Origin of the sequence: Polynucleobacter asymbioticus QLW-P1DMWA-1, assembly GCF_000016345.1 — a bacterium.
Taxonomy (GTDB): domain Bacteria; phylum Pseudomonadota; class Gammaproteobacteria; order Burkholderiales; family Burkholderiaceae; genus Polynucleobacter; species Polynucleobacter asymbioticus.
On the sequence record NC_009379.1, the window covers coordinates 1147066 to 1169268 of the forward strand.

The following is a 22203-nucleotide window of genomic DNA, read 5'->3' on the forward strand; positions in this document are numbered from 1 at the left end:
TCTGCTTTTAAGCTGGTCTTGAGTGGTAAATAGATTCTTTGCCTAAAGAATTGCGGATGAAATTAATATTATTTCTTAGGGTATAGCAATCTACTGTTGCTAGCTTGGCAGCCTTACTTATCAACACCCTTCGCTCCATCTCATCCAAGATTGCCAGATACAAATCACGTTTACTTGGCTCATAATTTTCAATAATTTCATGCTCAAACTTATCTAGTTCTTTGTAAATATTATTAATTTGTTTGCGGGCTAAGTTCACGCGATAGTTTGGTATCGATTTGATGATGGGATAAGCGAACGCTGCAAAAGGCACCAAGAGCAAGAACATCCGCTCTAGAAACTCTGCCATCCAAAATGGCAGATACTTCATTAGCACCGGCGTACCCTTTTGGTAAAAATACTTGGCCTCTTCACTTAAGGGCGCTTCAGAGTTCATATAGGACGGGAACTGACCAGCATTAGCAAAGTAACTCTTCTCTCCATTAATCTCTTTAGCAGCCTCTAAAAGCAGTAGTTGAATAGCTGGGTGCAAGCGATCATCAATTAATAGGTTTGTAGTGGTAGATAACAATTTAATGGGGTGATCTGGGTCATTTATCCCTAGATCAAAGCCACCCATGGGTACCATGACCTCCTCAAAATAAGGCACTAGACGCGTATAGGCGTCTGCTCGATTAAAAGAAGTTAAATGAATAGTCGGATCTTTAATGAGGGTTTGAACATTCACCGAAGTAAAACCATCTACTAGCAACAAGGCATCTAACTCACCTCGCTGAAGGGCTTTAACCCCATCATGATTCGATAAGGGGATGAGATTGGGGGTATCACTTGATAGATTATTCAGCTTCAAGATATTGATTGCCTGGGTATGAGTACCACTACCAACTGGACCAATACCAATTTTTAACTTGATGATGTCCCGGTCAAGGATATGGCTGGTGTTGTCAAAAGCTTTATTTCGATAGAATAACCACACAGGCTCGTAGTCAACACTACCTAATGACTGCACACCACTAAGCCCCTCTCGGGCAATCATCCCGCCCTGTACTAAAGCAATCTGAATTGGATCCTTACGATCAATTAAATGCTGAAGATTTTCATCTGAACCTTTGGTTTGGACCAACTCTAGCTCGATGCCTTTTTTCTTGAAGTAAGCTTGATATTTTTCGCCCAAGATATTGTAAGAGCCGCCAGCGCCAGTGGCCATCATGACTTTTTTGGGTGGCGCAGGCTTAGCAAACCAAATTAATATTGATAAGCCAGCGAGGAGCAGAACAAGAAGGGGCCAGATTTCACGAAGGAACTCAAACCAGCTCTTCAGCTCATCAGACAAGGTCTGATAAACAGCAGATATGTGCTCAGTAAAATCTTCTTTAAAGCTAGCCATGAACTCTCCGTCTCAATACAACTAGCTTATCACCAAATATATTGAGAAAGCCTGGAATCTAACAGCTAGGCTTCGGGGGTATTGTCCCCACCCTCAGCCTGAGGGGTCAGAATAGTAGGGTAAGAAACCGCCCAGGTTCCAGGATAGTCGCGACTGTAATGCAGCCCTCGACTTTCTCGACGCATTAAGGCGGAGCGAACAATTAGTTCTGCACACTCTAGCAAGTTACGCAATTCAATCAAATCCCGCGTTACCTTAAAGTTCGCGTAATACTCTTGAACCTCATAACGTAGCAACTTAATACGATGAAGAGCTCTCTCTAATCGGCGGTTTGTTCTCACAATGCCAACATAGTTCCACATTAATGAGCGTAGTTCATCCCAGTTATGGGCAATCACCACTTGCTCATCTGCATCTTCAACTTGACTCTCATCCCACAGAGGTAAGGTCGGCATTGTTGGCGTTTTTAACATCGAGATATCTTCGGCGGCAGCTTTACCGATGACAACACACTCCAATAAGGAGTTGCTTGCCAATCGGTTGGCGCCATGTAATCCCGTATAGGTAGCCTCACCCACCGCATACAAACCTGGTAGATCTGTGCGGCCCTTGAGATCAGTTACGACACCACCACAGGTATAGTGTGCGGCTGGGACCACAGGTATAGGCTCTTTGGTAATGTCTAAGCCGAGAGTCAAGCACCGAGCATAAATCATCGGAAAGTGTTCTTTAATGAATTCTTCACCCAAATGGGTAGCATCAAGATGAACATAATCCAAGCCATGCTTCTTCATTTCAAAGTCAATGGCACGTGCAACGATATCACGTGGTGCCAGCTCATTACGATCGTCATGATCAGGCATAAAACGAGTGCCATCAGGCAATTTCAGTAAGCCACCCTCGCCTCGCATCGCTTCCGTAATTAAGAAGGTGCGATCACTGGGGTGATATAAGCAAGTGGGATGAAATTGAATAAATTCCATATTGCCTACACGGCAACCTGCACGCCATGCCATAGCAATACCATCTCCAGTAGCGGTATCAGGATTACTTGTATAGCGATAAACCTTACCTACCCCACCAGTAGCTAAAACTACAGACTTAGCCTCTATAGTTTCAACACGGTTATTTTTAATATCTAAGGCATACACCCCATAACAACGATTGGGTTGAGTACGCTGCGTCTTGGCATCAAGCTGACGATTAGTAATGAGATCAAGTGCAATCCAATGCTCTAGGATCTGAATATTTTTATGCGCCTTTGCTTTATCCAGCAGGACTTCATGAATTGCTTTACCAGTAGCATCAGCAGCATGGGCAATGCGACGATGACTATGACCACCTTCACGAGTGAGATGCAATCCCATGGGGCCAGATTTATCGGTCGTAAATGGAACGCCCTGCTCTACCAACCAACGAATTGCTTCAGCACTTTCTTCGGCAATATAACGAGCAGTAGACTCAACCACTAAACCGGCTCCCGCATCTAGGGTATCTGCTACGTGAGAATCAATACTGTCATGCTCTTTATCGACTACCCCAACAATACCGCCCTGTGCCCAGGCTGTAGCAGCTTCACCCAAACCACGCTTGGCCATCAAAATGACAGGCTGAGTTTCAGCCATGTGCAAGGCGACAGTTAACCCAGCTAATCCAGCCCCAATGATGAGGACGGGAAGTTCTGCTTTATCGCTGGTATTTGAGGAAGGTTTTGAACTGGCCATGGAGCTCTTATTCTAACTGGCATTAGAAATATAGGTCACGCTTGAATTCCTGTATTACGAGGCGCAAAGGAAATGACTCATCTAACTTAGACTCAGAAAGGGGCATTAAACAGTTAGCCACAAAAGTAGGTGGAAGATCGGGGTTATCTACACAAGCGCGCTCCAATCTAACCAAGAATTGTGTTTGCTCTTCTTCCGAATAACCCTTCTCTGAGGCTATAGTACTTATGTACATACATAAATTACGCTCTAACATTGGGTAGCCGACATCTACGCAATAGAGAGCAAAGACTTTGCCTTAGCTTTTACTTCACCAAGGATCTCTGAGCTCACTTTATTTTTGTATTTTGCTTTTCTTATTTTCCAATCCAAGGACTTAACCTGATCAGACAAGATCGCTGATTGAACCCCATCCACTACAACTAGAACCTCAAAGGGATAACCTTTAATCTGGGTTGTTAATGGGCAACAAATCATGAGATTAGTTTTTTTGTTATAGACCTCTGGCGTCAACACAACAGCAGGTCGACGACCAGCTTGCTCTCTTCCGGCTTGAGGCTCAAACTCCAGCCCTACAATATCACCAGCTTCTGGCACATAAGCTCTCACCATTAGAGAAGCTCTTTACCCACGGGGCCACCAAAGTCTGCTTCGCTATGCAAATTCTTAGCAGTAATACCAGCCAACAATTCTTCGAGTGGATACTTCTGCTTGACTATAGGCTCGATCACGATGCGACCTTTTTGAACCTTTACAGAGACAGGTTGATCAATATTCAATTGGGCAGACTTCATTACCGCAGCATTTAAACGTAAAGCCGGGCTGTTACCCCACTTTTTAATCATTGTTTGCATAAGAGCCTCCTTCATAATGTATCTACATTGTATCTACATCACCCAATAGAATCAAGCCGCAAATAAAAACCCCGCCATTAAGACGGGGTTCGAAGGGTTTTTCTAAGGTTAATGGCTACTAGAACCATTTACCTACAGAGGTCATATTAGACAATAGCCGCCGGATTGAGTGTTGGATCGTTAGTGCCATATCCCATTACTTTGGACGCTTGACCACCTTTAGCCAACTTGACCGCGCAATACTTAAATTCTGGAATCTTGCCAACCGGATCTAGCGCAGAATTCGTAATGAGGTTAGCAGCAGCCTCATAGTATGCAAACGGAATAAAGATCACACCACGTGGTGTACCGTCATCTCGACGTACATGAATACCTACCTCACCGCGACGAGACTGAACGGTAATGACATCTCCAGCAGACACACCTAGCTGAGTCATATCTTCACCATTCATCGATACAGTGGCCATAGGCTCAATAGCATCGAGCACTGTTGCGCGACGAGTCATGCTTCCAGTATGCCAATGCTCAAGTTGACGACCAGTAATCAGGACAAACGGGAATTCAGAATCAGGACGTTCATTTGCGGGGATGATATCCGCAGGAACCAACTTCACTTTTCCATCGGTAGTAGCAAACTCATCATCAAAAACGATTGGGCGACCCGGATCTTCAAGCGATAAACATGGATAAGTAACACTCGATTCTTTTTCCAAGCGCTCCCAAGTAATACCATTAATAGCGGCATGCATGGCTTGACGCATTTCATCATAGACCTCAGCAACTCCATCATCAGAACCTTGATAATTCCAGTTCAAGCCCATGCGTTTAGCAATCTCCTGAATGATCCATAGATCTGGCTTTGCATCTCCAGGAGGTTCAATGGCTTTTTTACCCATTTGCACCATACGGTCAGTATTACTTGCAGTACCCACCTTTTCTGGCCAAGCGCTTGCAGGCAATACAACGTCTGCGAGAAGAGCAGTTTCAGTCATAAAGATGTCTTGCACCACCAAATGCTCCAAAGAAGCCAAAGCGTGTCGTGCGTGATTCAAATCAGGATCACTCATCGCAGGGTTCTCACCTTCAACATACATGCCGCGAATCTTATCGGGATCGCTATCAGGTGCAGTGATTTTGTGCATGATTTCAACTACGGTGTAACCCGGCTTTTTATCAAGCGGTGTATCCCAGAATTTCTCAAACCAAGCATGCGCCTGTGGGTTATCAACCCTTTGATAGTTCGGGAACATCATCGGAATCAAACCAGCATCACTAGCACCTTGCACATTGTTTTGACCACGCAATGGATGTAGACCAGAACCCGGTTTACCAATTTGGCCAGTAATACTCACGAGCGCAATTAAGCAGCGAGCGTTATCAGTGCCATGCACGTGTTGACTCACGCCCATGCCCCACAAAATCATCGCAGATTTAGTAGTGGCAAATTCTCTAGCAACCTCACGCAGTGTCTCAGCTGGGATACCACAGATTGGCGCCATCGCTTCAGGGCTATACCCCTTGATATTTTCTTTGAGTGCCTCAAAGTTATTAGAGCGATTTTTGATAAATTCTTGATCAACCAAGCCTTCTTCAATGATCGTATAGATCATGGCATTGAGCATCGCTACATCAGTATCAGGCTTGAACTGCATAGTGCGCCAAGCATGTTTACTGATTTCAGTTTTACGAGGATCGCACAACACAATCTTTGCGCCACGCTTAGCAGCATTCTTAAACCAAGTTGCAGCAACCGGGTGATTGGCTGTTGGGTTCGATCCAATCAACATGATTAAGCTGGAATGCTCAACATCGTTTACCTGATTACTTACAGCACCAGAACCCACACCCTCTAAAAGCGCTGCTACAGATGAAGCATGGCAAAGACGAGTGCAATGGTCTACGTTATTGCTGCCAAAGCCTGTGCGTACTAGCTTTTGGAATAAATACGCCTCTTCGTTACTTCCTTTTGCAGAACCAAATCCTGCTAACACTTTATTGCCGTACTGATCTTTGAGTTTCTTCAACCCACCGCCAGCAAACTCAATCGCCTCTTCCCATGTTGCTTCGCGGAAGATCTCAGACCAATCTTGATCACGCTCGAGCAAAGATTCATCTTTAGGAACGCCAGGTTTACGTATCAGCGGCTTGGTTAAACGCTGTGGGTTATGGATGTAATCCATGCCAAAGCGACCTTTAACGCACAAACGATTATGGTTCGCTGGGCCATCACGACCCTCAACACTCACAATCTTTTCATCTTTCACGTTATAGGTAATTTGACAACCTACTCCGCAGAATGGGCAAACAGAATCTACTTTACGATCGACGATTTGTGAACCAATCAATCCTTTTGGCATCAATGCGCCAGTAGGACAAGCCTGCACACATTCACCGCAGGCAACACAGGTACTCTCGCCCATTGGATCGTTTAGATCAAACACAATTTCGCTATGTCCACCACGCATCGCGTAACCAATCACATCATTCACCTGCTCTTCACGGCAAGCTCGTACACAGCGGTTACATTGAATACAGGCATCAAGATTGACAGCCATCGCAGGATGAGAGATATCGTGAGCGACTTTATCTCTACGCAGTGCTTTGAGCTCGGGACGAACAGTGACATCCATACGTGCAGCCCAAGTGCTGAGCTCACCATGCTGATGCTGCTCTTCTTCTGCCTTGCTATCGCCCACCCATTTAAAACCTTGGTCTGGCATATCAGAGAGCAACATCTCCAAAACAAGCTTTTGACTCTTTACAGCACGCTCGCTATTGGCTTGCACTTCCATGCCTGGAGTGGCGGTTCTGCAGCAGCTAGGCGCCAAGGTGCGCTCACCATTAATTTCGACAACACAAGCACGGCAATTTCCGTCTGGGCGATAACCATCTTTGAAGCAAAGATGCGGAATATCAATACCGTGACGCTTTGCTGCCTTGAGAATTGTTTCACCTTCATAAGAAACAATCGTCTTGCCGTCTAATTTGAATTCAACGGTTTGCAATTGCAGTTCTTTCGGATTTGTGGGTGCGTTCATTTTTATCTTATCTTCCCTGATCTCTTTTCAGCGAATCCTTATGCAACTTCGTTCGGGAAATATTTATGGATGCAACGAATGGGGTTTGGTGCTGCTTGACCTAAACCGCAAATAGAAGCATCAACCATCACGGTTGCTAAATCTTCAAGGGTGGTTTGATCCCAAGATTTCGCTTGCATGAGTTTGGCAGCTTTACCAGTACCTACCCGACACGGGGTACATTGGCCACAGCTCTCATGCTCAAAGAAATGCATCACATTTAAAGCCATATCACGGGCTTTATCTTGGTTACTGAACACCATTACCGCTGCGGAACCAATAAAGCATCCGTAAGGTTGCAAGGTATCAAAGTCCAAAGGAATGTCATTCATAGTGGCAGGCAAGATCCCTCCTGATGCCCCACCAGGAAGATATCCGTAGAACTGATGGCCTTCTTGCATACCGCCGCAATACTCGTCAATAAGCTCTTGAATCGTGATGCCTGCAGGTGCCAATTTAACGCCGGGTTTTTTAACGCGCCCACTGACGCTAAAGCTACGCAGACCTTTGCGATCATGACGGCCAAAGGAACTGAACCATTCTGGTCCACGCTGAACAATATCCCGTACCCAATATAGGGTTTCAAAGTTATGCTCAAGAGTTGGCCTACCAAATAATCCTACTTGTGCAATGTAAGGTGGACGCATGCGTGGTTCACCACGCTTACCTTCAATACTTTCAATCATCGCGGATTCTTCACCGCAAATGTAAGCACCAGCACCACGACGTAATTCAATTAAAGGCAATTTAAATGGGGGATTGGCCTTTAGCTTATCTATCTCCAACTGCAGTAACTCACGACAACCATGATATTCATCGCGTAAATAAATATAGCAAGCATCAATACCCACTACAGAAGCCGCGATCAATAAGCCTTCTAAAAAACGATGCGGATCGCGCTCTAAGTAAGTGCGATCTTTAAATGTGCCTGGCTCACCCTCGTCAATATTGACGGCCATGAGCTTTGGCGCAACCTGATCTTTTACGATACGCCATTTGCGCCCCGCCGGAAATCCTGCACCACCTAAACCACGCAAGCCTGAGCTCTCCATGGCCTTAATAATGCTTTCCGCATCACGCTTACCTTCAGCGATTTCCTTTGCTAAGGCATATCCACCTTTAGCGCGATAAGCTTCGTAGCCTACATAATCGGGTGATATTGACTGCCCTTCACCTTGAGGTGATACGCCCTGCTCTGCTAAAGCAGCAGGATCAAAGCTAGCGTCATCTTTGGCTAGAGGCTGAGTGGTCATGACATTCTTGATTGCTGCGGCGACTTTATCAACACTAGCAAAAATAACTGGGTACTGATGCACCACAGCAACTGGAGCCTGCTCACAACGGCCTACACACGGAGCAGCGGCAACCTTGATATTGGGATTACCTAAAATAGAAGGTAGCTTGCTTAATAAATTTTGCGCACCAGCTAACTCACAAGCGATGCCATCACAAACACGCACAGTGATGTCCGCCACTGGATCATTACCACGCACCACTTCAAAGTGATGGTAGAAAGTGGCGACTTCATACACCTCTGCCATCGGCAGATTCATTTCTTTTGCAAGAGCAACTAAATGACGATCGTGCAACGCACGATATTCATCGTTCAGCTTATGAAGATGTTCAATTAATAAATCACGGCGATGTGGGGCATGACCAATCAACTGGCGAACTTCAGCGACTGAAACATCATCCACTTGACGACCCTTCAACTTACTTTTGCGACGAATGGTTTCGCGCAAATCATCAGCAGTAGCTATGGCAACTGCTTTGACTTCTCCAGAAGGCTTTGGGTGATTCATAGTATTCAGTCTCTAATTTTTATTCGTTTTAATGCCAACGAAAGCCCCTTTTTAGGTGCGATCATGCAAGATATCGCCTGATTTTGGGTGATTTAATCCCTAAAGTCCTTGACGTTGCTCAAGTACTGAATTTAAGGGTAATCCCTAATTTAGAGCATAGAGGGAGATGGCCTGTCCCCGGGTGGCATTGCGTAATCTTCCTTGCGCTCATTCAGGCGGTCTTTGTAGCATTCCTCATAACCTTTACTACCTATATTCCAGCCAATAGAGGTGCAATCATCCTGGGCTGCTGACTCAATTGAGCCACATCCAGCAAGAGCCAATGTTGTCAAAACAGAAGAAAGTAAGCTTAAGCGCATTTTTGTTGAATTCATGGACTCAAGTCTACTTGATTCTGAGCTCAACATCGAGAGGGACGCCCTCTTTGCCTGCCTCTACAGTTTTAATATCGCCAAAATTAATACGATCCTTCAGGCCGGGATTCTCGGTAGTCATCAAACTAAAAGCGAGTTGGGCACGGTTTTTTGCCAACTGCCTTAGTTCGTCTTCACTAATGTCGATAGCGGCAATTAACTCTGTGTGAAGCTGGTCATTGCGAGCTTCGCCCTCTGGAAGCATCAATAAGCGTTGCCCAAGCTTGATACGGCCAACGTATTGCGCATAAGCTGTCCTTAAACCCGACTGAATGCGAGGATCAGTCAAGCTAGGCGCTGGGATGGGCTCACCAGGTTCAAGTTTGAAGCCGGCATCTTTCAGAATGGCTGTATCTGCCTTCACACGCGCCAACTCCTGTTTGTCTTGCACTGGATCATAGGTGCCAATAAGCTCAAGCTTGGAATTGGGATGCTTATCCAAGTATTCACCGAACTTTTCAAGGCGATCTTGGTCAGCAGGTAAAAACACAGCCTCACCAAGGACGGCATTGATGCCATTCTCACCTCCCATACCCATGATGGATCCTAAAGCCCTAAATGGGGCTGTGGCGACATTACTGAGTACATTACTAATCGCTTGCCATACCAAGCCACTCGCACTGAACTCAGGTGAATCAACGTTACCGGCAATACAGATAGTGACATCAATGGTGTCATCAGAGTCTTCAAGCAGTGCAATTGCAAGACCAAGGGGTAATTTTTTGCCCTGGTAATCGGGTACCTCATCACCTAGCTGAACACCCTTAATGATGATCTGATTGCTACCAGTTAACTGCCCGTCTTTGGCTCGGTAATTGAGATTGAGACTCAGATGACCCCCGCTAATTTGATAGCCAGCATAGGTCATCACCGCAGGGTTAAAAGTCGTTAGCGGCAAATTACGGAAGGTCATCAAGATGTCATGATTACGGCGCGGATCATCGAATGAGGCCTGTCCTTTGGCCCTCATACTTCCGGAGTTTGCTACTACACCATCCATGGCAACCGTTGCAAAATGGCCGGGTGCATTACTAACGCCTATTAGGGTGGCATTAAATTTTTTAATGTCCACTTTGAAATTGGGGCGCATGGCAAGATCAGTAAAAAAGACTTCGCCATTTTTCATACCAAGTGTTTTGATATCCAACCCAAATGTATTTTTAAATTCTGGGGATGCTGTTTTATTAACTAAAGGTGCATTTTCAGGGCTTGCTGCATCTGCTGCAGGCTTTGAGAATAAGCGCCTGAAATTTGACATGCCTTGATCGTTGATGTCAAAACGCAAGCTCGGGTGGTCGATGATGAGCTCATCAATGGTCAAGCTACTATTAGAATGATCATTAGCTTGCTTGCTACTTTTATATTCAAACTGGCGAACGTCTGCGGCATCCCAAGTAATTAAAGGTGTTTTTTCACCTTTCTCAATTACAGCCAGATTGGATAAATGAAGATCTCCAGCGATCCGATCAGAATCACCACCAAGAGTAACCCCTATATCCGCATTCATTACCCCACTGCTGCCTAACAACTCCTTATTAGCTGGAAGTAATGCAATAAAAGGAGCGGTAGCAATATTCTCTAACTTCAATTTTCCAGAAATCTCTTTTGAGATGGTATTGAGGTCCCAATGAGAGAGTATTTGTCCATCATCTAGCTTCAAATCCAATTGAACGCCTAAATTATTTGGGCTTGGATTATCTAATCCACCACCAAGGCTAATGTGGTGAAAGCCAATCGTTTTATTGATGCCTGGAATCAGTAACTGTAGCGCACCTAAATTCAAGTCATACCGTCCGCGCACGCCAGACACATCTCCCTCCTTATCGTAATTCGCAACATCGAGCAATTCAACGGTAAATGGTTTGAGCTCTTCTTTTAGTTTTAATGACTGATCTACTAACGCTAGCGAAGCACTGCTCACTAAAAATTTACCAACAGAAATCTTGATAGGCTTGCTGGGAGCTTTCGGATCCGCTGGGGGTAAATTCTTTTCGATCGCATAAGCAAACTCTTGCCAATTCCAGGTATTTAGTTTTTTCTCCACCAGTAACTTGGGTTCATCCAAGAGGATTTGATCAAAGCCAAGCTCTCCTTTAACCAGCTTTGTCCACTTCAGCGAAACAAGCAGCTTTTTAAACTCCAGAAGTGTATTACCCCCCTCTTTTGATAAGTGGAGGTCATTAAGCTCAATCTGTAGGCGTAATGGAGATAGGGTTAAATCTTGATAGGCGATCTCATAGCCAAGTCTCTGGCCATACTCAGTTACTGACTTTTTAATTAAGCCGGGCACAAAAATATGGCAGCCTGCCCAGAAAAGGAAGGCCAAGATGAGGAAGGTAGCTGCAATGCGCAAACCCCAAACCTGAAAACGGTGATTTCTAATGGAAAGCATCTACTTGTCTTAACGAAACAAAATCAGTAACAATGAAAATTATCACAGAACAATAAATATAACCCTTGTGGAGACCCCCATGAAAATCGCCCCAAAATACCTATTCACCACCATTTTCTGCCTGCAGGCCCTACTTTTTAATAACTATGTTCAAGCCCAAAATCAAGATGGCTTTGTGGACCTCATTGATGGTGTCAGCCTCACTGACTGGAACATCATCGGTACTGCCAATTGGGTCATTGGTAACGGCATTGTTGAAGGCAATAAACCCAATGGATTTTTGGTTTCTACCAAGCCATATAAAAACTTCATTATTAGGACTGAGTTTTGGGCAGAATCCAATACCAATAGCGGTATCTTTATTCGCTGCCAAGATCCCAAAAAAGTTACTCAAAGTACCTGTTATGAAATCAATATTTGGGATACGCGTCCTGAGCAAGCGTATGCAACTGGTGCGATTGTGGATGTGGCTAAAGTAGATCCAGTGCCAAAGGCTGGTGGTCGCTGGAATACGATGGAAATTACTGCCAATGGCTCACACTTTAAAGTTGTGCTAAATGGCGTTACCACTGTTGCTGATGGGCAGGATAGCCGCTATGTAGAAGGCCCGATTGCCCTGCAATCAGCCGGGGGAATTATCAAGTTTAAGAAGGTGCAGATTAAAACGCTTTGAGTTACACAAAAATCTCAAAGCGATCACCGCAGGCGATAGGCATTAATGCCCTCTCCTGCTTTTCCATTCTGACCAACCCATAATTAGACATAGTCTTGAGGGTTCTTGATAAGTTGCCCTGCTTACGCCCAGTCAATTCCGCCAATTCAGAAATGGATACCGGCTTTGAAGATCTAATCACATCCAATAAAGCGCGATTTTCATCACTTAAAACCGCAGATAAAGAGCGCATTGAAGTAAACCATATCTTTGGATCACTAGACTTTATTTTTAATTCCCCTTTGGCAATTGCAAGCATCCGCTTGCGAATCTCCTCTTGAGATGCGATTCCAATTTTGATGACCTTCATTTTTCTTTATCCACCTTTAAGACTTTATCAACATCAATAAAGAAATCCCTAAGCAGTTGATATGCATCTTTAAATTCATAACGAACTCCCACATCCCGGATAGACCGATGCCTGTGATCGTATGGCAATCTTCTTCCTGAATAAGCAGGTTTTTGCTTCACAGAATGGGCATTGTCATAACCCATAATTCTTATATCTTTGGGGTTATGTAGTGTCAATGAGTAGCGAATTCCGTGCGGAACTGCTTCTGTAATGGCGACCTCCCAAGCTTCTATCTTCACCCAGTAACCATCCTCTTGGTCTATTACCTGCTGATGTAAGTCTAATAGTATGGAGATGCCAACCTTCTTCATCTCCAAACTATATCAACTAATGATATATCAAAAGTAACAACCCTGGGAACGAAATAGAATTAACAAAAATGGTTATGGCGCCGGTGGAAAACCAACTTTTTGTGCCCACATATTATTGAAGACATGAACAATCGGTTTTTCATAAACACCCGCCTTGGTATAAGGCTCTTCTTTTAGCCACGCATCTACATCGGCCCTGCTAGCAAAATCAATTGCCAGCAAGCTACCAACAACGGTCTTACCATCTTCGGATGTCAGCGGTCCAGCAAAGGCCATACGATCCGATAACTTAGCTAAATAAGCGCGATGATCTGGTCGAACCTGAATACGTAAGTCAGCAGTACCAGGACGGTCCATCAATAAGATTGCATAAATCATTTTCTCTCCAGTTATATGTGTTGTAGTTATTGTGAAATCTTACGCTAATCCCCAAAGAAAAAGCCACCAAAGTTTGGTGGCTTAGTACATCTTGGCGGAAGAGGCGTCCATAAATGAGCCCTCCGAAGAGCTCCATCAAAACCCTGAAGCCGTTTATCTACATAGGTTTTTTGGTTAACCACACTCCCGACTAGCCCTCTCTAACCCACTAAAATCTATGCATTGGTGGTGGGTAGAGTGGTGGGTAGAGAATGGGGTGTTGAGGCTTGGAAGAAGGTAAAAAAATTAGCTTTACGGCACGAGGTCTTGGGTCAATCATAAGCCCTGGGTACCATGCTGACCCAGAATCTAAGGGTCTATATATCCAAGTATCAAAAGGGGTAAACAACTTTAAGCGTAGCTGGATTTTTCGCTATACCAGCCCCACCCTATTTAAAAGACGCGAAATGGGTTTGGGATCCTTGGAGGCTCGGTCATTAGCTGATGCTCGCCGAAAAACCCTTGAATTGCGTCAATTGGTCATGGATGGCATTGACCCGACCGAGGATCGCTGTAAGGCTAAAAGCAAAAGAATTACAGCTATTAATAATGGCATCACCTTTAAAGAAGCTGCCGAACGCTGTATCGAGGGAAGAAAAGCGGAGTGGAAGAGCTCTAAGCATGCTGACCAATGGAGGAACACCATCTCCACCTTTGCATATCCTGAGATAGGTGAATTACGCGTAGACCAGATCAACACCAGCCATATCGCCAAATTACTAGAGCAAGAAATTAAAAACAAGAATGGCACTGTTGAGGGTACGTTTTGGAATGTACGCACCGAGACCGCTACTAGGGTTAGACAACGCATTGAGGTGATCTTTGATTGGTGCAAGGCCCATGAGTACATCAAAGGGGATAACCCGGCACGCCTAAAAGGTGCGCTAGGACATTTACTACCCAAGGCTAAAAAGATTCAGAAGAAGAGCCATCACCCAGCCCTACCGTTTCAGCGCATTGGGGAATTTGTAAAAGATCTTCGTGAACACAATGGTTATTCTGCCTTGGCATTGGAGCTATTGATTCTGACTGCCACTCGCACAAGCGAAGTTATTGAAGCCAAGTGGACAGAGTTCAACTTAGAAACTAAGGTGTGGGTAATTCCTGCGGCGCGAATGAAGGCCGGCAAAGAGCATCGCGTTCCACTAAACACTAGGGCAATGGAAATCCTTGAACATCTAAAAACTATCAGTGTGAGTAGTTATTTATTTCCAGGATCACTGCATAAAGAAGAGTCTCATCTTTCCAATATGGCACTACTTTCTATGATGAGAAAGATGCCAAAGTATTCTGGATATGTTCCCCACGGCTTTAGATCAACATTTAGAGATTGGGCAGCCGAGACTACCGACTATCCGAATGAGACCGTTGAGCTAGCTTTGGCGCACACCATTAAGAATAAAGCTGAGGCTGCCTATAGAAGGCAGGATCAGCTGGAGAAACGCACAGTACTAATGGAAGAATGGGGCGCCATAGTAAATGCTGCAATTAATAAGAATGAAAATCTATCTACCATGATAAAGAGCAGTTAAAGCATCCCGACCGAAATACTCAACCGTAAATAAAGGAAATCCACTCAATACTGAGACTTGATTAGACCTCAAAATATGCTTCTCTAATTGAGCCCTAAATATCTGACCCTGGCTAAGCCTGGAAATCACCGTTTGATACTCTGGAGGGGCTCTATCACCTTGAACCAGGTAATTGGCTTTTTTGCAATTCTGGAGAACAACATAATCGAGCTCACTCTTTTTGATTTTCGATAGATGCATGTAATCAGTTTCATCATTTACAAGTTTTTTGTAACTTTTACCATCGGGGATATTAAAAACAGTATCAAGAAAGTCATTGACAGCATTGATATGCTTAACCGCTTCAACCATGGGGTAACTTATATATAGCTTTCCAGGTCCAGTTTCCTCATTAAAGTAATCCAACATGCTTCCCAAGTCCTCATCACAGGAAAGCGAAGTATGGCCATCATAATCAAAGAATAAATATATTTCTGATACATCACCCCTCTTTAAGGGGGCAATCTCATCATGATTTATAAGTGCCCGCTCTTTTAAAACCTCCAAAACATCCAAATACTCTTCAGAGGTCATTCGCTTCCAAAGCTGATAGATCTCGGCTCCAAAAGCAACCTTAATTGAAGTCTGTTTGCTAGAGAAATAGTGTCTCTCAAAAACTTCATGAACCTGTGTCTCTGTTTTTTCACCCTCATAAACGAATAAGACAGACTTAGCCACCAAAAGCTCCCGCTTTATACATTTTCTCAATGTTGTGGGCAAATCTTAACTCTTTATCTGTCATTCTAGAGAATGGAGTTATGACCTTATCTTCCATCACAAAACAGCAGTCTGGCCTCATTAAATCATTTGTCATTAAGCTCGTGTTGTGAGTAGTAAGTACAACCTGAGCATTCGCATCTTTTAACTTTTCAACAATGAATTCGGAAAGTTTGTAATGATAAAAAGCATCAAACTCATCAACAAAAACCAAAGAAACCTGACCATCATTAAGCAACTGAAGCCAGTAGTAAAAAAGTGATAGCGACTTTGTGCCAGTAGATGCCCCCTGCCAAAAATTAAGGGTTTTATCACCAAATTTAAAAACCACCTCCTCTTGACCATTGACTTCGATGGTCGCTAACTCACACTCTACATTTGCAGCATTAAGAAACTCTTCAAAGTCTTTTAGATTTCCTTTGTTAAGAATATTTTTTAATATATCGTCACCAGCCGCTTGATTGCCAATAAATGTTCTTTCATCCACAGATCTGAAAAATAGCATGCCATCAATAAAGTTAAAAAGCTTTTTTAGTGCGTCATTGGCTGGGCTTTTATCAAGAACTGCATTATTTTTAATATACTTTAGGGCTGAAATTTTAGTTGCACCTAAATCTCTGTTGAGTGACTCTGCACCAACTAAGTCTATCTGTATCGGTTCGCCCACTTTATAGAGAACAACAGTTTCACCATCAATTTTCAGCTCTTCAAAAACAACTTCATTGACGCCCACTTTTTCGCAAAAGTAGTCTATGTTAGTTCCATCAAATTTAAAGGCATACCTAAACCTAGCAGGCGCCCCAGAGAGTTCGGCATGTAAATAGTTTGCAATGTACTCGTGCCTTGGGACAAACTTATCCGTTAAATGAGAAATCAAATCAAAAATTGCGTAGCCCAAGTTTGACTTGCCGCACCCATTTTTGCCGTAAATCATGGCCTTATTTACGATGCCGTTATTTATACAGTCGCTGTTGAATTCATAGTTTTTAATCTCAGATAAATCAAAAATAAACCTATTCTTAAAGCCCCTGAAATTCTCCACCTCAAATTTAGTCAACATGATTTATCGCCTTATTTAACTCGAATTGTCGAGTTCTCACTTTGGAGCAAAGATTGTATCAGTCATCCGTAATTTTTTTACGGATGACTGATACAATTATTTAATCCTTAATATTCAATAAGTTAGGATAACCCTTTCGAAATGTGGCACATCCACAAAGCCCTTGAAATTTCCTCCCCATCGATTCTTGGGGCTTAGGCTCTCCCAGTATTCGCCGACTTCGCGTATCAACTCTCTATCCCAAACAAGTTTTCCACTCCAGAAGAAGTTCAGATCAATAGCGCAGCGTCTTAGATGGTTGCTATTCATAGTCTTTGATCTACCAGTCTTAAAGTAGATCTCTTGTTGCTCCGGGGATCTCCAGAGCTCACCTCCAGTGATTACCCACCCTTCTGCTGTCGCAAACTGAATAAGACGACTGACATCGATCAAGAATGCAGCTTGCTCCTTTACCAGGCTACTCATTGCTCTTCTTTTTTATTTAAGCCATGCATACGCATCTCAAAAATCTTCTCGACTGATCTGCCTCCAAAGTAAGCCAGCATGACTAGCTGACCCCACTCGCCGAGGAGCTTTACATAGGCTTCATTGATATCAATACCTATGGCTGAGAGTAAGGCAAATAGTAGATAAGCCGTCAGGATATAAACCAGCGTTCCTGGTCTGATGTTCTTTGATAGCTTTGAATCGCTACCCATATCGGATTGCCAGCGATTGGTAGCATTGTCTTGTGAGGCTCGATGCATCTCTGCTAGCAGTTTGGATTCTTCTATCTCGAGCTCTTTTTGTTTAAGGGTGTATTGCAGTAGTAACTGCTCTTGCTCAATCTCAAGCTGTTTAAGCTTGATGAGATCTTCTTGACTTGGGCTGTCTGGAATGCGCGCCCCAATCTTGCTCTCGATGAACTCCTTACCTTTAGCTTGGACCGCGCCCGCAAGTAAGCCAAGGCCATTGACGGCCAAGGTTTGCACTAGGGATGTGATGATTGGAAGCATGTATTAGGTTCTTTTCTTGATGCTCGAAGGTATGAATGAGTATGGAAGTCCACCGCCCCACTACCGCCAAGGCTTTTAATTGGTGTTGGCAGTGGGGCGCAGTTACGCGCGCCCACACACCATGGTTACTTCAACACCCGCAGCCGCACCCAAACACCTGCTGCCAGTAGTCATGGCGATAGCCTTCCCTACTACTAGCGTTTTTTAGCTCCTTTGGCTTCTGATGGCTCTTGCTCAAGAGTTCCTTCTAATGCCTTCTCTTGTGCTGGGAGCTGACCTTCTTTCATCAAGCCTTCTACGATCTCCATTAGGCGATCTCCATCATCTTCACCAAAGACTTTGGCTACGACTTCATGGCCATACTTTGCGCATAGACGGTCGTACTCTTGTTCTGGCGTAATGGTGGTCTTTGATGGGCGCTCGAACACCGTGACGTTCTCGCGCCCAAAGAGGTTGCGAAGGATGTTGGTCTCATAAGGCGGTACATACACATGGATAGTTGTGAAGGCATCCCTGCGCACTACCGCTTCCACCTCTTTAATTTGGAAGTCACTATGAATGAGTTCTTTGTGGTTCATATTGATCTTCCTTATTGAATCGCCAATACCGCATGGGCATTCGCTCGAGAGATTGATAAAGCGCAGCGTAGGTTCACCATGGCGTACATCGCCAAGGTATCGTGCGGACGGATGGGGGCAACGATGTCTAGATCGTCGTCACGTAGCTTCATAAAGCGGGTATTGAGGAAATAGCAACGCTTGCTCCACTCCACCGTGCGATTCGCCATGGCATCAAGCTCATCAAACTGCGGATCCCAGATGATCTCTACCCCTTTGAAGGCTAGGCCAGTATTTACGCCCGCACCTACGCCAGCATCGATGTACTTGGTCTCACCCGATCCAGCGATATGGGTTACTGTGACTTGCTTACGATAGGTATCAATGAACTTACCCCCAGCGATGATGAAATCAGGACTACCGCCATGCTTAATACATTGACGCCATGCGGTTTCCATCTCACCCACTAAGTTACCAGGCGATGTTGAGGCAATGTCTTTGATAGCGTAGTTACGCCAGTAACTTGCTTTAGCTCGATCGATACCTCCTACCGTTCCAGCATCGGGCGCTATGCTGACTAGACTATCTAAGCCAACTACCGCATCGGCGCCGTGGGAGCCGTCGCGGTGAAGTTCTAGGTCTAACTTATTCAGAAAGCCTTCTCTTAAAACCTCTAACTGCTCATCCAAGAGGTTGATGAGTTGTACGCGCTCGTTGTATTCCAACTGGAAACCACGCGCCCCGCCCTCACGCACCTTGATGCCGTTACTAAAGAGTCGGTCATAGTCGATATAAAGACCATCTACCGCCCTTCTCCATGGGAAGGAGGCCTGCTCAGTCGTATTGCGTTTATTGAACTTGACCGTCTCCTCCCCAAAGGCCCAGCTAAAGTTACTGCCATGCTCTTTGCGGATGTTCTCGACTACGTTTTGCTTTGCGCCCAATAGGCTCTTACGACCCTCCATCAGTTTTTTAAGGAAAGGTCTCTCTACAGCGATTTGATCGACCGGTAGATTACGCAAGTACTCATCTAAGGAAACCTTGGCTAGCTCTTGCAAGTCTGTATTTGAAATTGGCATATGCCACCCCATCAATAATTATTTAAGAAATTGGTGGCTTCATACCTGGTGATGGAGCGTGAACCCATCCATTGCTACGCTACTAGTCGCGACTCTAGCTTTTACGCGATGGTATGAAGCAGTAGATTGAGTGATTAGCTCTCACCACATGAATTGATTATTGGGGTGCTTGGTGTGGGGTTTGGATATTTCTGGGGTTTTTATTGGCCGATTTATTCACATCGCTATGAGTCTTTATACCCAATGTGTCTTTGCGCCACCTTGGGCATAAAAGAGCGTTTCTTTGGCAGTGGCCGTCAAGGGTGCGCAAGCCACCCCTTTGGGGTGCCCTTGACTGAATTACTCTATCGCAAATTCATTAATAGGAATGTGGTGATTTATTTTGTTTGACTCTTTGCAGCTTGATCTCTACATTGCTCATTCATCTAAATGAATAGTGAAGGAGTCCCATGGACAAAGAGCAGTGTTATTTCGCGCTTGATTTAGAGCTTAACAATTCGCAAGATAATTCCACAGTAAATCCAAAGATCATTCAAATAGGGTTAGCAGTCGGAAACTACCATGACTATGTCAATCAATCCCTATCTTCGTATAAATGGTTCTTAGATCCTAAAGAGCCTATTTTTGAGTTCATCACCCAATTAACGGGCATTTGCAATCAGGATATTTCTGACTATTCAGTTCCACATGAACAAGCAGCTAAAGAAATTGGTGAAATTATTACTACGCGTAATTGCTTTGTTAATCCCATTACCTGGGGCGGTGGCGATTCACTTGAACTGAAAACTGAATTTAAAGATCGAGGTATCAGCTTTCCCTATTTTGGTCGTCGATGGATCGATGTCAAAACTTGGTATAGCCTGCACATGCTTGCCATGGGCAAAAAACCCAGTGGCGGTCTATCCTCAGGCCTGGGTTCTTTTAAGCTTCAATTTGAAGGCAGTCCACACAGAGCGGATGTTGATGCACTCAATACCTTGAGGCTTTTCTTTGAAATCCTTCACAGGCACAATCGGATATATCAACTGGTAAACGATGCCAAGGCTTTGAAATAGCCGTATCTATATACCTAAAAATAGGGTTATTTTGATTCTATACGCACTTTTGTTGACATTAAACTATAATATATGCATAGTTGTTGACATTAATGGATAAATTGAGGCCCTATGAACACTTCTGTTGACCAGCTGCCCCTCTTGCTTTTTAGTTCGAGAGAAGACAAAACCAACGCCCAGAGAATTTCCCGCTTGGCTAGGTCTGGTCGTTTGCGTCAAATTTATCGCGGCATTTACACCAGCGACCTCAATAGCCCACTCGAGCAAATCATTCGGCCAAATTGGCGGCAAATTACCGAATATCTTTATCCAGGCTCCGTAGTAGCTTACCGCTCTGCTCATCTTTGCAAACCGGATGATAGTGGGAATATATTTTTGGTGTCTGGCAATAGAGCACGTCAAATAGCATTTCCAGGGTTGACTCTCAATATCTTGCCAGGCCCTGCTGCAGTTCAATCGCACAAAGATTCGCTAAACGATACCCAGTATGGAAAACTCTTTATATCCTCAGAGGCTAGGCGGTTACTGGAGAACCTCTATAGCCGCAAAGGCTCAGATCTTCGCACTATGGGTCGCCCTTGGGTTGAGTCTTATTTGAGTAAGCTATGCACCATTCGTGGTGAACACAAGCTCAATGCACTACGTGATGACGCTAAAGCAATTGCCCCTCAATTGGGTCTAGAGGTTCAATTTAAAACGCTCAACACGATTGTTTCGGCCTTAATGCAAACTGGTAAAGCCCGCTCTTTACGGGCTGCTGATGCATTAGCGCGCGCAGCTGGTAAACCTTATGATCCTGATCGCATTGAGATCTTCGAAACTTTGTTTTCTGCATTAAGAAAACCTTTTCCCATCATTGAAGATCAGGCAAAAACGGGTAAAAGCGCCTTTAATTTCGCATTCTTTGAATCCTACTTTTCGAACTACATTGAAGGAACTACATTCACTGTCGAAGAGGCCTCCGAGATTATTTTCGATGGGAAGATGATTCCAAAACGAAATGAAGATTCGCATGATGTATTGGGCACCTTTAAAGCAATCATGGAGCAGCCCTTTCGCTCTAAGCCCCCAAAAGATGAAGATGATTTCTTAGCGTGGCTTTTGCAATGCAACCTCCAAATACTCTCTAGTCGCCCAGATAAAAATCCAGGCGAATGGAAAGAGCAAAGTAACCAAGCAGGAAATACTATTTTTGTTCATCCAGAGCTTGTTAAAGGCACTTTGCGGGAAGGATTCAAGCGCATCGCTTTACTGGAAGATCCATTTGCGCGCGCATTGATGGCGATGTTTGTAGTTACTGAAGTGCACCCGTTCATGGATGGCAATGGCCGAACGGCGCGTCTAACCATGAATGCATTCTTAACTCAACACTCCGCCTCTCGCATTATTATTCCCACGGCTTATCGTGAGGATTATTTGCTGCCATTAAAAGCGCTGTCTCAAAACAATGATCCCAGCCCCTTCATTCGATCCATGACTCGCGCATGGCGTTGGACCGCTGGATTTGATTATTCGAACTTCCCAAATCTTTGGGAAAAAATGAAGGCTTGTAACGCATTTACAGACAACCCCTCACAGCATCAATTGCTTGATCCTCACGATATAAGCTAAGTTGTTGACGAAAAATGACTATATCGGCTGTTTTGTAGACAAAATGAGGCGATTTGGGTGTCTAAAGACATTTATGTCTACATGCCACTAGTTTTAAGTGGCATGTAATTCACAGCT

At 44.3% G+C, this 22203-nt stretch carries 22 protein-coding genes; 4 read left to right on the forward strand and 18 right to left on the reverse strand.

The features are described from left to right. Positions 1–7 precede the first annotated feature (7 nt). From PNUC_RS05775 to PNUC_RS05815, 9 genes are all read right to left on the reverse strand, one after another. A complete protein-coding gene (locus PNUC_RS05775) occupies positions 8–1387 on the reverse strand; it encodes a TAXI family TRAP transporter solute-binding subunit (RefSeq protein ID WP_011902946.1) in 1380 nt (459 codons plus the stop codon). Between the two features lie 65 nt (positions 1388–1452). Further along, positions 1453–3111 (reverse strand): L-aspartate oxidase, encoded by a 1659-nt coding sequence (gene nadB, locus PNUC_RS05780; RefSeq protein ID WP_011902947.1) that lies wholly within the window; start codon positions 3109–3111, stop codon positions 1453–1455. A 22-nt stretch (positions 3112–3133) separates the two neighbouring features. Then, positions 3134–3346 (reverse strand): hypothetical protein, encoded by a 213-nt coding sequence (locus PNUC_RS05785; protein ID WP_048812102.1) that lies wholly within the window; start codon positions 3344–3346, stop codon positions 3134–3136. 35 nt (positions 3347–3381) lie between these two features. Then, complete coding sequence (gene mazF, locus PNUC_RS05790) at positions 3382–3723, reverse strand: endoribonuclease MazF (protein WP_011902948.1); 342 nt, start codon at positions 3721–3723, stop codon at positions 3382–3384. Next, a complete protein-coding gene (locus tag PNUC_RS05795; RefSeq protein ID WP_011902949.1) occupies positions 3723–3965 on the reverse strand; it encodes an AbrB/MazE/SpoVT family DNA-binding domain-containing protein in 243 nt (80 codons plus the stop codon). The genes mazF and PNUC_RS05795 overlap by 1 nt, the downstream gene beginning before the upstream one ends. Positions 3966–4111: 146 nt before the next feature. After that, a complete protein-coding gene (gene fdhF / locus PNUC_RS05800) occupies positions 4112–7003 on the reverse strand; it encodes a formate dehydrogenase subunit alpha (RefSeq protein WP_011902950.1) in 2892 nt (963 codons plus the stop codon). Positions 7004–7041: 38 nt separating this feature from the next. Continuing rightward, positions 7042–8844 carry an NAD(P)H-dependent oxidoreductase subunit E gene (locus PNUC_RS05805; RefSeq protein WP_011902951.1) on the reverse strand — a complete coding sequence of 601 codons (1803 nt, stop codon included), beginning with the start codon at positions 8842–8844 and terminating at the stop codon, positions 7042–7044. A 149-nt stretch (positions 8845–8993) separates the two neighbouring features. Continuing rightward, positions 8994–9218, reverse strand: a complete 225-nt coding sequence (locus PNUC_RS05810; protein WP_048812103.1) for a hypothetical protein — start codon at positions 9216–9218, stop codon at positions 8994–8996. A gap of 10 nt (positions 9219–9228) precedes the next feature. Then, the gene (locus PNUC_RS05815; protein ID WP_011902952.1) at positions 9229–11649 is read right to left on the reverse strand and encodes a DUF748 domain-containing protein; all 2421 of its coding nucleotides are present in this window, start codon (positions 11647–11649) and stop codon (positions 9229–9231) included. A gap of 79 nt (positions 11650–11728) precedes the next feature. Between PNUC_RS05815 and PNUC_RS05820 the strand changes: the two genes are divergently transcribed. Further along, positions 11729–12322, forward strand: a complete 594-nt coding sequence (locus tag PNUC_RS05820; RefSeq protein WP_011902953.1) for a 3-keto-disaccharide hydrolase — start codon at positions 11729–11731, stop codon at positions 12320–12322. Position 12323: 1 nt separating this feature from the next. Here the strand turns inward: PNUC_RS05820 and PNUC_RS05825 are convergent, their stop codons facing one another. From PNUC_RS05825 to PNUC_RS05835, 3 genes are all read right to left on the reverse strand, one after another. Next, complete coding sequence (locus PNUC_RS05825) at positions 12324–12671, reverse strand: HVO_A0114 family putative DNA-binding protein (protein WP_011902954.1); 348 nt, start codon at positions 12669–12671, stop codon at positions 12324–12326. Continuing rightward, the gene (locus tag PNUC_RS05830; RefSeq protein ID WP_048812104.1) at positions 12668–13024 is read right to left on the reverse strand and encodes a toxin-antitoxin system TumE family protein; all 357 of its coding nucleotides are present in this window, start codon (positions 13022–13024) and stop codon (positions 12668–12670) included. Before PNUC_RS05830 ends, PNUC_RS05825 begins: the two co-directional genes overlap by 4 nt. Before the next feature lie 72 nt (positions 13025–13096). Beyond that, positions 13097–13402: a YciI family protein gene (locus tag PNUC_RS05835; RefSeq protein WP_011902956.1), complete on the reverse strand. Its 306-nt coding sequence runs from the start codon at positions 13400–13402 to the stop codon at positions 13097–13099. Positions 13403–13668: 266 nt separating this feature from the next. On the opposite strand from PNUC_RS05835, the gene PNUC_RS05840 reads away from it, so the two are divergent. After that, entirely contained in the window at positions 13669–14973 is a 1305-nt protein-coding gene (locus tag PNUC_RS05840; protein ID WP_011902957.1) for a tyrosine-type recombinase/integrase, read from the forward strand. Here PNUC_RS05840 and PNUC_RS05845 read toward each other — a convergent pair. The 6 genes from PNUC_RS05845 to PNUC_RS05870 all read right to left on the reverse strand — a co-directional run bounded on the left by PNUC_RS05845 (position 14947) and on the right by PNUC_RS05870 (position 19420). Then, positions 14947–15732, reverse strand: coding sequence for a hypothetical protein (locus PNUC_RS05845; RefSeq protein ID WP_143070061.1), 786 nt, complete (start codon positions 15730–15732; stop codon positions 14947–14949). The two genes, PNUC_RS05840 and PNUC_RS05845, sit on opposite strands and share 27 nt — an antisense overlap. Beyond that, positions 15683–16789, reverse strand: a complete 1107-nt coding sequence (locus PNUC_RS05850; RefSeq protein WP_011902959.1) for an AAA family ATPase — start codon at positions 16787–16789, stop codon at positions 15683–15685. Before PNUC_RS05850 ends, PNUC_RS05845 begins: the two co-directional genes overlap by 50 nt. A gap of 114 nt (positions 16790–16903) precedes the next feature. Further along, positions 16904–17254 carry a M15 family metallopeptidase gene (locus PNUC_RS05855; protein ID WP_048812105.1) on the reverse strand — a complete coding sequence of 117 codons (351 nt, stop codon included), beginning with the start codon at positions 17252–17254 and terminating at the stop codon, positions 16904–16906. Beyond that, on the reverse strand, positions 17251–17784 hold the full coding sequence (locus PNUC_RS05860; protein WP_011902960.1) for a hypothetical protein: 534 nt from the start codon (positions 17782–17784) through the stop codon (positions 17251–17253). The genes PNUC_RS05855 and PNUC_RS05860 overlap by 4 nt, the downstream gene beginning before the upstream one ends. A 194-nt stretch (positions 17785–17978) precedes the next feature. Beyond that, positions 17979–18362 (reverse strand): hypothetical protein, encoded by a 384-nt coding sequence (locus tag PNUC_RS05865; RefSeq protein WP_011902961.1) that lies wholly within the window; start codon positions 18360–18362, stop codon positions 17979–17981. An 11-nt stretch (positions 18363–18373) separates the two neighbouring features. Then, on the reverse strand, positions 18374–19420 hold the full coding sequence (locus tag PNUC_RS05870; RefSeq protein ID WP_011902962.1) for a phage major capsid protein: 1047 nt from the start codon (positions 19418–19420) through the stop codon (positions 18374–18376). Positions 19421–19869: 449 nt separating this feature from the next. Here PNUC_RS05870 and PNUC_RS05880 point away from each other — a divergent pair, with 449 nt between their 5' ends. Both PNUC_RS05880 and PNUC_RS05885 read left to right on the forward strand, forming a co-directional pair. Next, entirely contained in the window at positions 19870–20475 is a 606-nt protein-coding gene (locus PNUC_RS05880) for a 3'-5' exonuclease (protein WP_011902963.1), read from the forward strand. A 111-nt stretch (positions 20476–20586) separates the two neighbouring features. After that, complete coding sequence (locus PNUC_RS05885; RefSeq protein WP_011902964.1) at positions 20587–22086, forward strand: Fic family protein; 1500 nt, start codon at positions 20587–20589, stop codon at positions 22084–22086. Positions 22087–22203: the final 117 nt, after the last annotated feature.

Excerpts from the sequence above, each read along its gene's own strand:
- PNUC_RS05775 (WP_011902946.1), bottom strand. The coding sequence starts at position 1,387 with ATGGCTAGCTTTAAAGAAGATTTTACTGAGCACATATCTGCTGTTTAT.
- nadB (WP_011902947.1), bottom strand. The coding sequence starts at position 3,111 with ATGGCCAGTTCAAAACCTTCCTCAAATACCAGCGATAAAGCAGAACTT.
- PNUC_RS05785 (WP_048812102.1), bottom strand. The coding sequence starts at position 3,346 with ATGTACATAAGTACTATAGCCTCAGAGAAGGGTTATTCGGAAGAAGAG.
- mazF (WP_011902948.1), bottom strand. The coding sequence starts at position 3,723 with ATGGTGAGAGCTTATGTGCCAGAAGCTGGTGATATTGTAGGGCTGGAG.
- PNUC_RS05795 (WP_011902949.1), bottom strand. The coding sequence starts at position 3,965 with ATGCAAACAATGATTAAAAAGTGGGGTAACAGCCCGGCTTTACGTTTA.
- fdhF (WP_011902950.1), bottom strand. The coding sequence starts at position 7,003 with ATGAACGCACCCACAAATCCGAAAGAACTGCAATTGCAAACCGTTGAA.
- PNUC_RS05805 (WP_011902951.1), bottom strand. The coding sequence starts at position 8,844 with ATGAATCACCCAAAGCCTTCTGGAGAAGTCAAAGCAGTTGCCATAGCT.
- PNUC_RS05810 (WP_048812103.1), bottom strand. The coding sequence starts at position 9,218 with ATGAATTCAACAAAAATGCGCTTAAGCTTACTTTCTTCTGTTTTGACA.
- PNUC_RS05815 (WP_011902952.1), bottom strand. The coding sequence starts at position 11,649 with ATGCTTTCCATTAGAAATCACCGTTTTCAGGTTTGGGGTTTGCGCATT.
- PNUC_RS05820 (WP_011902953.1), top strand. The coding sequence starts at position 11,729 with ATGAAAATCGCCCCAAAATACCTATTCACCACCATTTTCTGCCTGCAG.
- PNUC_RS05825 (WP_011902954.1), bottom strand. The coding sequence starts at position 12,671 with ATGAAGGTCATCAAAATTGGAATCGCATCTCAAGAGGAGATTCGCAAG.
- PNUC_RS05830 (WP_048812104.1), bottom strand. The coding sequence starts at position 13,024 with ATGAAGAAGGTTGGCATCTCCATACTATTAGACTTACATCAGCAGGTA.
- PNUC_RS05835 (WP_011902956.1), bottom strand. The coding sequence starts at position 13,402 with ATGATTTATGCAATCTTATTGATGGACCGTCCTGGTACTGCTGACTTA.
- PNUC_RS05850 (WP_011902959.1), bottom strand. The coding sequence starts at position 16,789 with ATGTTGACTAAATTTGAGGTGGAGAATTTCAGGGGCTTTAAGAATAGG.
- PNUC_RS05855 (WP_048812105.1), bottom strand. The coding sequence starts at position 17,254 with ATGAGTAGCCTGGTAAAGGAGCAAGCTGCATTCTTGATCGATGTCAGT.
- PNUC_RS05860 (WP_011902960.1), bottom strand. The coding sequence starts at position 17,784 with ATGCTTCCAATCATCACATCCCTAGTGCAAACCTTGGCCGTCAATGGC.
- PNUC_RS05865 (WP_011902961.1), bottom strand. The coding sequence starts at position 18,362 with ATGAACCACAAAGAACTCATTCATAGTGACTTCCAAATTAAAGAGGTG.
- PNUC_RS05870 (WP_011902962.1), bottom strand. The coding sequence starts at position 19,420 with ATGCCAATTTCAAATACAGACTTGCAAGAGCTAGCCAAGGTTTCCTTA.
- PNUC_RS05880 (WP_011902963.1), top strand. The coding sequence starts at position 19,870 with ATGGACAAAGAGCAGTGTTATTTCGCGCTTGATTTAGAGCTTAACAAT.
- PNUC_RS05885 (WP_011902964.1), top strand. The coding sequence starts at position 20,587 with ATGAACACTTCTGTTGACCAGCTGCCCCTCTTGCTTTTTAGTTCGAGA.